We start from the raw sequence: 12,166 nt of genomic DNA, 5'->3' as shown, positions 1-12,166 counted from the left end.
GCGTCATCCTTCCCGCCTAAGTTTAAACGTCAGGAGAGTGAGGACAACACAATGAGAAAGCTTGCCGCCATCGCAGCGGTTCTGGTCTGGTCGACATGCGCATTCGCGCAAGATCGCACCATCACCGTGGCCTCGACGACGTCGACGGAGCAGTCGGGCCTGTTCGGTTACCTGCTGCCGCTGTTCTCGAAGGCGGAGGGCATCGAGGTGAAGGTCGTGGCCGTCGGCACCGGCCAGGCGCTCGACATCGGGCGGCGCGGCGATGCCGACGTGGTGTTCGTGCATGACAGGCCGGCCGAGGACAAGTTCATGTCCGAGGGGCAGGGCGTGAAGCGCTTCGATGTCATGTACAATGACTTCATCATTGTCGGTCCGAAGAGCGATCCCGCAAAGATCGCCGGCGGCAAGGACGTCACGGATGCGCTGCGCAAGATCGCGGCGGCGAAGGTGCCATTCATCTCGCGCGGCGACAAGTCCGGTACGCATGCGGCCGAGCTGAGATTGTGGAAGGAGGCGGGCGTCGATATCGGCGCCGGCAAGGACAGCTGGTATCGCGAGATCGGCCAGGGCATGGGTCCGGCGCTGAACATGGCCTCGTCGTCGAACGCCTATGTTCTGTCGGACCGCGGCACCTGGCTGTCGTTCAAGAACCGGGGCGAGCTTGCCGTCCTGACCGAGGGCGACAAGCGGCTGTTCAACCAGTATGGCGTCATGCTGGTGAATCCGGCGACGCATGCGAATGTGAAGGCGAAGGAGGGACAGGCCTTCATCGACTGGCTGGTCTCGCCGAAGGGGCAGGATGCGATCGCCGGCTACAAGGTCGGCGGCGAGCAGCTATTTTTCCCCAACGCGTCCCACTAGCAGGAAGGCGACGGTCGACACCGCCACGCTCAGCGCGAGCAGGATCAGCCCGAGCCCGAGTGCCAGCGGCAGGTCGCCCTTGCTGGTCTCCAGTGCGATCGCCGTCGTCATCGTGCGCGTGAAGCCGCGGATGTTGCCACCGACGATGATGATGGCGCCGACCTCGGCGATCGCGCGTCCGAACGCCGCGAGAAAGGCCGTCAGCAGCGACGTCCGGCCGAGCGCGAACAGCAAGCCGATGCTGCGCAGCGTCGATAGTCCGTCGATCCGCGCGAGGTCGCCATACTCCGCCCAGAGCAGGCTCGCCGGCCGGTGCACCAGCGCGACCACGATCGGGGTCGCGAGCAGGGTCTGCGCGATCACCATGGCGGTCGGCGTGAACAGCAGTCCGGCTGCCCCAAGCGGGCCGGACCGCGACAGCAGAAGATAGAGCGCAAGCCCGACCACGACCGGCGGAAGGCCGAGCAGCGCATTGGTCAGCACGATGACGACCTGCCGCCCGCGGAATCGGGTGATCGCGAGCAGGGCCCCGAAGGGCGCGCCGATCAGCAGCGCGACGATGCCGGCGGTCAGGCTGACACGAACCGACAAAGCGACGATGCCGAGCAGCTCGGCGTCGGCCTCGCCGATCAGCGTGAGCGCGGCGCCGATAGATCGCGCGAAATCGTTCATCCGGCCGGACGCTGTTGCGCCGGCAGGAGATCAAGCACCAGATCCGAAGGGCGGCAAAGCCTGACGTCGTTCGGGGTCACCACGATCGGCCTGTTGATCAGGATCGGATGTACCATCATCGCTTCGAGCCGCTGGTCATCCGTCAGTGCGGGGTTGTCGAGCCCGAGCTCCGTATCGGGCGCCGCCTTTTCGCAGACCGCCTCGCGCACCGAAATCCCCATGCGCGCGAGCTGCTGCAACAAGGTACGCGAAGGTGGCGTCTTCAAATATTCGACCGCGTGCGGCTCGATGCCGGCACTCCTGATTGTGGCAAGCGCGCTGCGCGACGTGCCGCAATCGGGATTGTGGTAGATGATCACGTCCATTCGAAAGCCCCCGGGCCTAGACCTTCGCGCGTTCTCGCCGCTGCGAGCCGGCAACAGGCCTTCCGCGGGACTAAATCACGATTCACGGCGAGATTTCCAGAAGGATCGCGGTCGCGTGGCTGGCACTGGGAACGTGGATGCCCGGGACAGGCCCGGGCATGACGGCCGCTCGTTTCCAAGCTTCAGCGCTTGACGTTAGCCGAGGCCGAGACCGTGGGGTTTGTCTCGATGCTCTGCTGCCAATAGCGTTCGATCTGGTCGACCAGGGCAGGCGGAAGCGGAACGTAGTTCAGCGTCTCGGCCTGGGCCTTTCCGTTCTTCAGTGACCAGCGGATGAAGTCGATGGCCGCTGCCGATCGTTCCTCGGATTTCGGCGCCTTCGGCATCAGCACGAACGTCGTGGCCGTGATCGGGTAGGCGTCTTCGCCGGGCGCGTTGGTGAGCACGAGGTGGAAATCCTTCTCCGCCTTCCAGTCCGCACTCGAGGCCGCTGCCTGGAACGATGCGGCGTCGGGGACGACGAAATTTCCGGCGCTGTTCTGCACGACGCCAAATGAGATTCTATCTAGCCGTTGCAGCGCGTAAGTGTATTCGAGATAGCCGATCGCGCCGGGAACGAGGCTGACGAGCGAGGCGACGCCGTCATTGCCCTTGCCGCCTAGCCCAAGCGGCCACTCGACCGAGGTGCCTTCGCCCACGCTCGTCTTCCACTGCGGGCTGACCTTCGAGAGGTAGTTCGACCAGTTGAACGTCGTGCCGGATCCGTCGATGCGATGAACCACCGTGATCGCAGTGTTCGGCAGCCTGATGTCGGGGGTGATCGCGCGAATGGCCGGATCGTTCCATGATTTCAGCTTGCCGAGATAGATGTCGGCGAGCATCTGGCCGGTGAAGCGGATCTGGCCGGGTTTGACTCCATCGATATTGACGACCGGCACGACGCCCCCGATCACGATCGGGAATTGCATCATGCCGAGCCTGTCCAGTTCCTTGGGATCAAGCGGCATGTCGCTTGCGCCGAAGTCGACGGCCTCTTTTTTGATCAGGCCGACGCCGATGCTGGAGCCGACCGCTTGATAGCTGACGGTGTTACCGGTCTTCGTCTTGTATGCGTCGATCCATTTCGCCATCACGGGCGAAACGAAGGTTGAGCCGGCTCCCTTGGTCTCGGCCGCCAGGCTTTGCGTGGCGACGAGCAGAGCGGTGAAGAGGACGGGGAGAGTGAGATGCTTCATCATAGGGCCGAGGCTAGCAGGCCGGGCGCGAAGCAGATGTGGCCTGTGTCACAAAGTCCTGGCCCGGTGCTCGCTGGCGCGCCCTCGGCACCCCCTGCAGCGGCCGGGCAAAATGCGCAGAAATCAGCCCGCGGGGGCATCAAATCGCACCTCTCCGCGGCGGAAGAGCGGCTTTATTCCCGCCCGGGATGCTTTAAGGAGGGGGCAGGATCAGGTCGCACCCGCCCGGCGGCGATGCTAGACCCTGATGCAGGAACAATGGGGCCGGGCCGTCTGGCACGCCCGCAATGATGAAGGATACGAGGCAATGATCAACACGGTTGGCATCATCGGGGCAGGGACCATGGGGAACGGCATCGCGCAGATTTGTGCCGCGGCCGGGCTCTCGGTCGTGATGGTCGACATCTCCGATGCGGCGGTGAACCGCGGGCTGTCGACCGTCGGCGGCAGCCTCGAGCGCCTGGTCAAGAAGGAGAAGATGTCGGCGGCCGATCGCGAGGCGGCTCTCAAGCGCATCACCGGCACCACCGACCGCGCGAAGCTCGCCGATTGCGACCTCGTCATCGAGGCCGCGACCGAGAACGAGGAGCTCAAGGTCAAGATCCTGAAGGACCTCTGCGCCACGCTGTCGCCGCGCACGCTGCTCGCGACCAACACCTCCTCGATCTCGATCACGAAGCTTGCCGCCGCAACCGATCGTCCCGATCGCTTCATCGGCATGCACTTCTTCAACCCGGTGCCGGTGATGGCGCTGCTGGAACTCATCCGCGGCTTGCAGACCTCCGACGACACCCACGCCAAGGCGCTGGATTTCGCCAAGCGGGTCGGCAAGGTGGCGATCACGGCCAAGAACAGCCCCGGCTTCGCTGTCAACCGCATCCTGTGCCCGATGATCAACGAGGCGATCTTTGCGCTCCAGGAAGGGATCGCAACCGCTGAGGAGATCGATGCCGGCATGAAGCTCGGCTGCAACCATCCGATCGGGCCGCTGGCGCTCGCCGATCTCGTCGGGCTCGACACCATGCTCTCGGTGATGGAGGTCTTCTATAAGGGCTTCAACGACCCCAAATACCGTCCGGCCCCCTTGCTCAAGGAAATGGTCGATGCCGGCCATCTCGGCCGCAAGACCGGCCAGGGCTTCTACACCTATAGCGCCTGATGGCGCGGGCGGCGGGTGCTCTGCATCCGCCGCCCGATCCCCGCAATTTGCGCTGCGACAAAGACGCCGCGCGCAATTGGCCCGACAATGTCGAACGGGCGGCCTGCGGGAACAAATGAACGGATAGCGAAGGATATGTCGGATTGACTGAAGGCCGAGCGCGAGGCGGCGGCCGCGCGGCGGAACCTGCTGACCCAGGATGCGATCGAGCGCACCGGGATCACCGAGGAGATGATCGGGGAGCTCGTCACCCGCTTCTACGGACGCGTGCGCGAGGATGGGCTGCTGGGGCCGGTCTTTGCGATCGTGCAGAATTGGGACGAGCATCTCGCCAAACTCAAGGATTTCTGGTCGTCGGTCGTGCTGATGAGCGGCCGCTATCATGGTTCGCCGATGCGGGCGCATGTGCCGCTCAGCCTGGTCGGCGATCATTTCGATCGCTGGCTCGATCTGTTCGAGCAGACCGCGCGCGAGGTCTGTCCGCCGCCGGCGGCCGCGCTCTTCATCGACAAGGCGCGACGCATCGCCGACAGTTTTGAGATGGCGTCGGCGACCATCGCCGGCCGTATCGCTGCGCCGCGTCACGTGCTCCGGTCCTGACGACAGCAAATTTGCCTGTAAAACGTGCAGTTGTATCGCTTCGAGGTTGTGCTGTGCGGCCAATAACGCGTTGCACCGATTCCGGCATCATCGGTCTGATCTGCAAAATCATCATGCCGATCGCGCGATGCGACGTTGCAATTGCAAATATGCGCTGGAACGCATTCATTTGCGTTCAACCAAAGCGAGCAAAGACATATTGATGCGCTGCGGCGCCAACTCTCCGCCTTTTTTTCGGCAGAGTTCCAGCGCCTGCTAGCGTGCATGTCGCGCGCATCGTTCAACACCACCCCCTCATCGTCCGAGAGCACCGCGGAGTCTGAAGTCGACGCGGGTACAGAACAGACGCGGCGAACGCTGCTGCTTGGCGCGCTCGCCACGACCGCCTGCCTCGGTTGTTTCACGCAGGCGCGCGGGGGCGAGGATCCGCCAGGCTCCGATGAACGTCCGCAGAAGGGTGATCTCCTCGTCTTCTCCGAAGGCGACCAGGAGGGAAAGCTCATCACTGCGGCCGATCTCCCGGCCGGTGGACCGCCGGTCCATGCGTGGCCGAAAGATCCCAACACATCGGTGGTGCGCAGCGCCTCGCGCCTGAACGAGATCCTGATCATCCGGCTCGATCCCGCCGAGCTCGACGAGAAGACCCGCGCGCGGGCCGTCGATGGCATCCTGGCCTATTCGGCGATCTGCTCGCATGCCGGCTGTCCCGTCACCGCCTGGGTCAAGAGCGATGTCGGCGAGAAGGACGTGTTCAAGTGCATGTGTCACAACTCCGAATACGATCCCCGCGAGGGCGCGCAGGTCGTGTTCGGGCCGGCGCCGCGGCGGCTTGCCGCGCTGCCGCTCGCGCTCGCCGACGGTTCGCTCAGCGTCGCCGGCAATTTCATCGGAAAGGTAGGTGGCGTGCAGCCAGGATGATGGACGGTGCGGGTTATGCCCGCGTCACGAGAGGCCGCATCCGCCGAGGGGCGGACGACGGGACGAACGACAAGAATTCAAAGCAAGAATTCAAACGGATGAAAAAGGGAACGTCCATGACCAGGAAGCAATGGTTACTGTCCGGCTTCGTCGCCTTCACGTGTCTTGCCTCGACCGCCGCCGGCGCCGGCCCGATCGAGAATTATTCTCCCGTCACCGCGCAGCGGCTGGAAAATCCGGAACCCAGCAACTGGATGCTCTATCGGCGCACCTATGACGGGCAGGGCTATAGCCCGCTCGACCAGATCAACACCTCGAACGTCAAGAATCTCACGCCGGTCTGGACGTTTGCCACCGGCGTGGTCGAAGGCCACGAGGCGCCGCCGATCGTCAACAATGGCGTGATGTTCGTAACGACCCCGATGGGGCAGGTGATCGCGCTGAACGCGAAGACCGGCGACGAATATTGGCGCTACAAGCGGCAGCTTCCCGACGACCTCTTTCAGCTGCATCCGACCAACCGCGGCGTCGGTCTCTGGGAGGACAAGCTTTATCTCGCCACCACCGACGACCATGTCGTCGCGCTCGACGCCAAGACCGGCAAGGTGGTGTGGGACACCAAGGTGCAGGACTACAAGAAGGGCCAGTACATGACGCTGATGCCGCTGGTCGTCGAGGGCAAGGTCATCGTCGGAGGCTCCGGCGGTGAACTCGGCGTGCGCGGTTACGTCGCCGCATACGATGCCAAGGACGGCAAGGAGTTGTGGCGCACCTTCACCATCCCCGGCGAGGGCGAGCCCGGTCACGATACCTGGCAGGGCGACGACTGGAAGACCGGCGGTGGCTCCGCCTGGATGACCGGCAATTACGACAAGGACACCAAGACGATCTACTGGGGCGTCGGTAACGCCGCGCCATGGCCTGGCGAGACGCATCCCGGCGACAATCTCTACACCTCCTCGGTGCTCGCGCTCGATCCCAGCAATGGGAAGATCAAGACCTACCACCAGTACCACCAGAACGATTCCTGGGACTGGGACGAGGTCGAAGCACCGATCCTGGTCGACCTGCAACGCGACGGTCGCACCATCAAGAGCCTGATCCATCCGGGCCGCGACGCGATCTTCTGGGTGCTCGAGCGCACCCCGACCAAGATCAACTACGTCGCAGGCTGGCCCTTCGTCGCGACCGATGTCTGGAAGGGCATCGATGCCGAGAGCGGCAAGCCGATCGTCGATCCTGCGCACAAGCCGGTCATCGGCAAGCGGGTCGAGTTCTGTCCGTCGCTGTGGGGTGGCAAGGACTGGCCGTCGGCGGCCTACAGCCAGAGGACCGGCCTCGTCTACGTGCCCGCCAACGAGAATTTCTGTGGCGGCTTCACCGGAGAGAAGGTTCCGCTCAAGGCGGGCGAACTCTGGCTCGGCACCAAGCCGGAGGACATCGGCCTGACGACGAAGCCCGGCGCCGATCATTTCGGCGAACTCCAGGCTTGGGATCCCGCCACCGGCAAGAAGGTGTGGCAGCACAATTTCCCGAAATCGCAGTTGTTCGGTTCGGTAACGGCGACGGCAGGCGATCTCGTCTTCGTCGGCGGCACCAACGACCGCAACTTCCGCGCCTTCCACGCCAAGACCGGCGAACTCTTGTGGGAGCAGAAGACCAACTCCGGCATCATGGGCATGCCGGTGTCCTATGAGATCGACGGCACGCAATACATCTCGATCCAGTCGGGGTGGGGCGTGGACGCGCAACGCATCCAGGATGCGCTCGCGACCAACAATATCGGCATCGAAGCCAATGTGCCGCAGGGCGGCGTGATCTGGGTGTTCGCGCTGAAGAAATAAGCTCCGCGGGCGAATCGAAGGAAGCGGAGCGTCAGGGGGCAAATGCGGCGGACGGCAACGTCCGCCGCATTTTGCGTGTGCGGTGCTCGCGCCACGAACTCGTCATGCCCGGGCTTGTCCCGGGCATCCACGTTCTTCGTGCAGCGGCAGAGGTCGTGGATGGCCGGGGCAAGCCCGGCCACGGCGGTTTTTGGGCGCAGGCGTTGAACCGCTACTTGCCCTGCCGATCAACCTTGTCCTTTTCCTTCTGGTTCATCTCCTGAACCTTCGGATCGGAGCTGGTCTGCCCGGTGGTCTGCGTGGTCGAAGGCGGCGGGGCGCCGGCGTTGGGAAGCGAGTTCTGCTCCGGCGCGGTGGGGCGCGTGGCGGTGGTCGGCGGGGTGGTGTTGCTTTGAGCGAACGCAGCCGTGGTCGTCATGAAAAAGGCGCCCGACAGCAACGAGACTGCGAGCGCCTTTGAGATGTTGGTCATCGATCTGCTCCTGTCAGATCGATGGAAACGGCGCGAGGCCGCTCAATGTTCCGCTTTAGGCCTCCAATTGCTTGCCGAGCGGAAGGCTGCGGATACGCTTTCCGGTCGCGGCGAAGATCGCGTTCATCAGCGCGGGCGCGAACGGCGGAACACCGGGCTCGCCGACGCCGCTCGGCGGCGTGTCGGGTCCGGGCGGGACGATGTAGACGTTGGTTACAAGAGGAGATTCATCCATCCTGAGGACCTGGAAGTCGTCGAAGTTCTTCTGCTCCACCTTGCCGTCCTTGAAGGTGATCGCGCCGTATTTGGCGACGCTCAGCCCCATGATCGCCGCGCCCTCCATCTGCGAGGCGATGCGCTCGGGATTGACATAGGTGCCGCAGTCGATCGCGGTGTCGACCCGCGGCACTGTCAGCTTGCCCTTCTCGTCGACTGCCACCTCGACGATGGTCGCGATGTAGCTGACGAAGCTGCGGTGCACGGCAATGCCGAGGCCGTGGCCTTTCGGCACCTGACGGCCCCATTCGCCCTTCTCGGCGACCAGCTCGACCACCTTGCGCAGGCGTGCGGTGTCGATCGGGTAGCTGTCATAGGGCTCGCCGTAGTTCCACATGTCCTTCACCGCCGGCTTGACGATGCGGGGACTGCCGATCAGCGCGAGCAGCGTCTCCTTCTGGTCGCGCCCGGTCGCCTGCGCGATCTCGCCGACCATCGACTGCACCGCAAAGGCCCGCGGGATGTTCGAGACCGAACGGAACCAGCCGATGCGGGTGAACGCCGCGGCTTCCGGGTTCTCGCAGGAGATGTTGGCGATCTCGAACGGCATGTCGACGAGGCCCATGCCGAGCTCGAAGGGTGCCTGATGGTTTGCACCCGCGGCGAAGGTCGAGGCGATGCTCGGCGCCACGCTGCGGTGGCGCCAGGCGATCACCTTGCCGTTCTTGTCGAGCCCCGCCTCGATCCGCTCGACCGAGACGGTGTGCAGGAAGTCGTGACGGACGTCGTCCTCGCGCGTCCATTGCACCTTCACCGGCGCGCCGAGCTCCTTCGACAGCAGTGCGGCCTCGAGCGCGAAGTCGCATTTCGACTTGCGGCCGAAACCGCCGCCGAGCAGCGTGACGTTCACCGTGACGTTGTCCTCGGGAATGCCGAGCGTCTTGGCGACGTCCTCGCGGGTGCCGCCGGGACTCTGCACCGGCGCCCAGATCTCCGCCTTGTCACCCTTGACGTCGGCGATCGCCACCGGCGGCTCCATGCTGACATGGGCGAGGTGCGGCAGATAGTATTCGCCGACGACGACCTTGTCGGCGCTCTTCAGCGCAGCGTCTGCGTCACCCTCCTGGCGTACGACGAGGCCCGGTTTGCGCGAGGCTTCCTCGAGCTCCTTGCGATAGGCGACCGAGTCGTATTTGCCGTTGGCGCCGTCGTCCCAGGTCAGCTTCAGCGCGTCGCGGCCCTTGATCGCCGCGCCGGTGTTGCGCGCGATCACCGCGACGCCGCCGAGCGGCTGGAATTTCGACGGCCACGGCCAGCCGCGCACCTGCATCACCTTCTCGACGCCGGGGACCTTCAGCGCCGCGTCCGGATCGAACGAGACCAGCTTGCCGCCGGTCACCGGCGGGCGCGCGATGACCGCATATTTCATGCCTGGTAGTCGCACGTCCGCGCCGTAGCGCGCCTTGCCGGTGGTGATGTCGTGGAGATCGACGATGCTGATCTGGCCCTTGCCGAGATAACGGAAGTCCTTGGGGTCCTTCAGCTTGAGGCCTTCGATGCTCGGCACCGATTCCTTGGCTGCGTCCGCGGCGAGTTCGCCGAAGCCGAGCTTGCGGCCGCTGGCACTATGGACGACCTCGTGGTTGACGGCCTTGACCTCGGTCGCCGGCACGCCCCAGCGCTTGGCCGCGGCCTGCTCCAGCATGGTGCGGGCGGAGGCGCCGATCTGGCGCATCGGGATCAGATAATGCCGCGTACTGCGGGAGCCGTCGGTGTCCTGGTTGCCGAACTTGACCTCGTCGCCATGGGCCTGCTGCACCTTCACCCTGGACCAGTCGGCTTCCATCTCCTCGGCGACGATCAGCGGCAGGCTGGTGCGCACGCCGGTGCCCATTTCGGCACGATGGGCGAGGATGGTGACGGTGCCGTCGGGCGCGACGGCAACGAAGACGCGCGGATCGACCACGACGCCGTGCGGCATCTTGCCGGCGCCGGTCTCATAGGCAAACGCCTGGCGCGACATCACGGGTGCGGCGAGCACGAAGCCGCCAGTGATGCCGAGCCCCTTCAGGATGCTGCGGCGCGAGACCTTCTCGACCTTGAGGTTCTTCTCGAAGCCACGGAGCTTCGTCGGGTTGTCGATGAAATTCATGTCACACTCCCGTCGATGCGAGATGGACTGCGTTCTCGATGCGCTGGTAGCAGCCGCAGCGGCAGATGTTGCCGGCCATCGCTTCGCGGATCTGGTCGTGTGACGGCTTGGGATTCTCCATCAGCAGCGCTGCGGCCTGCATGATCTGGCCGGCCTGGCAGAAGCCGCATTGGGGCACGTTGACCTGGCGCCAGGCCTTCTGGACGGGGTGGTCGCCGTTCGGATGCAGCCCTTCGATGGTGGTCACCTCGCGCCCGGCGACGTCGTTGATCGACGTGATGCAGGAGCGCACGGCCTCCTTGTCGACGATGACGGTGCAGGCGCCGCACAGGGCCTGGCCGCAGCCGAACTTGGTGCCGGTCAGCCCGGCCTCGTCACGCAGGAACCAGAGTAGCGGGAGATCCGGGTCGCCGTCCCAGCTCTGTTCCTGGCCGTTGATCTTCACCTTGATCATGATGGTCCCTCGCTCTTCATAAGCTTGTCGATTGAACATTGCCGACACAGGTCGGCGCACTGCCCGTTTCGTCGTGTCGCCGCATCCCGGCTTGTTCTCCTGCGCGGGCAGAACCCGGCAGCAAGCAGGAATGCGAATCGTGATGTCCGGATGTGCTCGATACCTCCCGTCTTGTTCTTGATTGATTGAATTCGCGCGGCATCGTGACGACGCGATCGTAGCAGAGACCGCGCCGGCCCGGCGTTCACAGCCGGGTGTTGTTGAAGGGAAAAGTTGCAACGAAGGTTTGTCAAAAGCAGGGCGCGGCATCACGCCCCTGCGCCTGCGAAATGTGCACGACGAAAAAAGCTTCGTCCGGCAGAGACTGCGCGGACGAAGCAGGATGCCTCAGTCGAAGGAGGGAGAACGCAGCGGCGCGGACTTCGAGGGGGAAGTGGGCGGCACTGCGCAGTCATTCAGAGACCAGGACTGAGGAGCTCATCTGAGGAGCTCATGGTGCTCGCGTCTGCCTCGTGCGATGCGGCGGCATCGCAGCGATTTGGTCGAGGGCCGGACCGTCCGGCTCGCTGGCGATGGTCGGGGCCAGCGAGCGGACGGGCACGGCGAAGGTCTGACGGCCGTGTTCAGGCGGCCTTGTCAGGCAGCCTTGTTCAGGCGGCCTTGGCTTTCGCCACGTGGGTCGCGATCGCGTCCATCAGCGCCGGCGACAGGCAGTCATAGGGCTCGAGCCCGATTTCCTTCAGCCGCGAGCGGATGCCTGCCATCTGTTCCGGCTTCACGCCGGATTCGATCACGGAGGAGACGAAGGCGGCGAATTGCGGCGCCTGCGAGCCCTGCTCCTGGAACAGCTCGGGATGGATGAAGTCGAGGCCGTAGAACGGATGGCCCTTGTTCTCGATGCGGCCGTACATGTGGGTGCCGCAAGCCTTGCAGGCGTGCCGCTGGATCACCGCCGAGGGATCGACGATCTGGAGCTTGTCGCCGTTCTCGGTCACGCTGACGTTCTGGCGCGGCACCACGGCGACCACCGAGAAATTCGCGCCTTGCGGCTTCCAGCACTTGGTGCAGCCGCAGGCGTGGTTGTGGGCGACGTCGCCCTTCACGGCGACCTTGACCGGGTGGTCCGTGCATTTGCAGACCAGTGTGCCGCCGGCAAAGCTGCCGCTGCCCTGTTTGACGCCGTTATCGATCGAGGGATGGAGTGCAACAGTCATGGGT

Annotated in this window: 12 protein-coding genes; 5 read left to right on the top strand and 7 right to left on the bottom strand. The window is 64.5% G+C overall.

Going from position 1 to position 12,166, the window contains the following annotated elements; translation table 11 throughout:
* Nucleotides 1–51 precede the first annotated feature (51 nt).
* Nucleotides 52–861 carry an ABC transporter substrate-binding protein gene (locus J4G43_RS37110; RefSeq protein WP_208087943.1) on the top strand — a complete coding sequence of 270 codons (810 nt, stop codon included), beginning with the start codon at nucleotides 52–54 and terminating at the stop codon, nucleotides 859–861.
* Here the strand turns inward: J4G43_RS37110 and J4G43_RS37105 are convergent.
* The 3 genes from J4G43_RS37105 to pstS all read right to left on the bottom strand — a co-directional run bounded on the left by J4G43_RS37105 (nucleotide 835) and on the right by pstS (nucleotide 3,136).
* The gene (locus J4G43_RS37105) at nucleotides 835–1,533 is read right to left on the bottom strand and encodes an ABC transporter permease (protein WP_085405650.1); all 699 of its coding nucleotides are present in this window, start codon (nucleotides 1,531–1,533) and stop codon (nucleotides 835–837) included. The genes J4G43_RS37110 and J4G43_RS37105 overlap by 27 nt on opposite strands.
* Nucleotides 1,530–1,898 carry an arsenate reductase (glutaredoxin) gene (gene arsC, locus J4G43_RS37100; protein ID WP_208087942.1) on the bottom strand — a complete coding sequence of 123 codons (369 nt, stop codon included), beginning with the start codon at nucleotides 1,896–1,898 and terminating at the stop codon, nucleotides 1,530–1,532. The genes J4G43_RS37105 and arsC overlap by 4 nt, the downstream gene beginning before the upstream one ends.
* A gap of 182 nt (nucleotides 1,899–2,080) precedes the next feature.
* Complete coding sequence (pstS, locus tag J4G43_RS37095; protein WP_208087941.1) at nucleotides 2,081–3,136, bottom strand: phosphate ABC transporter substrate-binding protein PstS; 1,056 nt, start codon at nucleotides 3,134–3,136, stop codon at nucleotides 2,081–2,083.
* A gap of 304 nt (nucleotides 3,137–3,440) precedes the next feature.
* On the opposite strand from pstS, the gene J4G43_RS37090 reads away from it, so the two are divergent.
* From J4G43_RS37090 to J4G43_RS37075, 4 genes are all read left to right on the top strand, one after another.
* Nucleotides 3,441–4,292 (top strand): 3-hydroxybutyryl-CoA dehydrogenase, encoded by an 852-nt coding sequence (locus tag J4G43_RS37090; RefSeq protein WP_085405655.1) that lies wholly within the window; start codon nucleotides 3,441–3,443, stop codon nucleotides 4,290–4,292.
* A 231-nt stretch (nucleotides 4,293–4,523) separates the two neighbouring features.
* Complete coding sequence (locus J4G43_RS37085) at nucleotides 4,524–4,892, top strand: group III truncated hemoglobin (protein ID WP_208087939.1); 369 nt, start codon at nucleotides 4,524–4,526, stop codon at nucleotides 4,890–4,892.
* A 264-nt stretch (nucleotides 4,893–5,156) separates the two neighbouring features.
* Nucleotides 5,157–5,810 (top strand): QcrA and Rieske domain-containing protein, encoded by a 654-nt coding sequence (locus tag J4G43_RS37080; RefSeq protein ID WP_208087938.1) that lies wholly within the window; start codon nucleotides 5,157–5,159, stop codon nucleotides 5,808–5,810.
* A 116-nt stretch (nucleotides 5,811–5,926) separates the two neighbouring features.
* Entirely contained in the window at nucleotides 5,927–7,654 is a 1,728-nt protein-coding gene (locus J4G43_RS37075) for a methanol/ethanol family PQQ-dependent dehydrogenase (RefSeq protein ID WP_208087937.1), read from the top strand.
* A gap of 211 nt (nucleotides 7,655–7,865) precedes the next feature.
* Here J4G43_RS37075 and J4G43_RS37070 read toward each other — a convergent pair whose 3' ends face one another.
* The 4 genes from J4G43_RS37070 to gfa all read right to left on the bottom strand — a co-directional run bounded on the left by J4G43_RS37070 (nucleotide 7,866) and on the right by gfa (nucleotide 12,162).
* Entirely contained in the window at nucleotides 7,866–8,126 is a 261-nt protein-coding gene (locus J4G43_RS37070) for a hypothetical protein (protein WP_028151274.1), read from the bottom strand.
* A 55-nt stretch (nucleotides 8,127–8,181) separates the two neighbouring features.
* Nucleotides 8,182–10,494: a xanthine dehydrogenase family protein molybdopterin-binding subunit gene (locus J4G43_RS37065; RefSeq protein WP_208087936.1), complete on the bottom strand. Its 2,313-nt coding sequence runs from the start codon at nucleotides 10,492–10,494 to the stop codon at nucleotides 8,182–8,184.
* A gap of 1 nt (nucleotide 10,495) precedes the next feature.
* Nucleotides 10,496–10,948: a (2Fe-2S)-binding protein gene (locus tag J4G43_RS37060; RefSeq protein WP_014493612.1), complete on the bottom strand. Its 453-nt coding sequence runs from the start codon at nucleotides 10,946–10,948 to the stop codon at nucleotides 10,496–10,498.
* 650 nt (nucleotides 10,949–11,598) lie between these two features.
* Nucleotides 11,599–12,162 (bottom strand): S-(hydroxymethyl)glutathione synthase, encoded by a 564-nt coding sequence (gene gfa, locus J4G43_RS37055; RefSeq protein ID WP_063981977.1) that lies wholly within the window; start codon nucleotides 12,160–12,162, stop codon nucleotides 11,599–11,601.
* Nucleotides 12,163–12,166: the final 4 nt, after the last annotated feature.

The organism is Bradyrhizobium barranii subsp. barranii, assembly GCF_017565645.3.
GTDB classification, from domain to species: domain Bacteria; phylum Pseudomonadota; class Alphaproteobacteria; order Rhizobiales; family Xanthobacteraceae; genus Bradyrhizobium; species Bradyrhizobium barranii.
The sequence above is the reverse complement of the archived record's forward strand: the minus strand, read 5'-3'. Positions and strand labels throughout refer to the sequence as shown.

Excerpts from the sequence above, each read along its gene's own strand:
- J4G43_RS37110 (WP_208087943.1), top strand. The coding sequence starts at position 52 with ATGAGAAAGCTTGCCGCCATCGCAGCGGTTCTGGTCTGGTCGACATGC.
- J4G43_RS37105 (WP_085405650.1), bottom strand. The coding sequence starts at position 1,533 with ATGAACGATTTCGCGCGATCTATCGGCGCCGCGCTCACGCTGATCGGC.
- arsC (WP_208087942.1), bottom strand. The coding sequence starts at position 1,898 with ATGGACGTGATCATCTACCACAATCCCGATTGCGGCACGTCGCGCAGC.
- pstS (WP_208087941.1), bottom strand. The coding sequence starts at position 3,136 with ATGATGAAGCATCTCACTCTCCCCGTCCTCTTCACCGCTCTGCTCGTC.
- J4G43_RS37090 (WP_085405655.1), top strand. The coding sequence starts at position 3,441 with ATGATCAACACGGTTGGCATCATCGGGGCAGGGACCATGGGGAACGGC.
- J4G43_RS37085 (WP_208087939.1), top strand. The coding sequence starts at position 4,524 with ATGATCGGGGAGCTCGTCACCCGCTTCTACGGACGCGTGCGCGAGGAT.
- J4G43_RS37080 (WP_208087938.1), top strand. The coding sequence starts at position 5,157 with ATGTCGCGCGCATCGTTCAACACCACCCCCTCATCGTCCGAGAGCACC.
- J4G43_RS37075 (WP_208087937.1), top strand. The coding sequence starts at position 5,927 with ATGACCAGGAAGCAATGGTTACTGTCCGGCTTCGTCGCCTTCACGTGT.
- J4G43_RS37070 (WP_028151274.1), bottom strand. The coding sequence starts at position 8,126 with ATGACCAACATCTCAAAGGCGCTCGCAGTCTCGTTGCTGTCGGGCGCC.
- J4G43_RS37065 (WP_208087936.1), bottom strand. The coding sequence starts at position 10,494 with ATGAATTTCATCGACAACCCGACGAAGCTCCGTGGCTTCGAGAAGAAC.
- J4G43_RS37060 (WP_014493612.1), bottom strand. The coding sequence starts at position 10,948 with ATGATCAAGGTGAAGATCAACGGCCAGGAACAGAGCTGGGACGGCGAC.
- gfa (WP_063981977.1), bottom strand. The coding sequence starts at position 12,162 with ATGACTGTTGCACTCCATCCCTCGATCGATAACGGCGTCAAACAGGGC.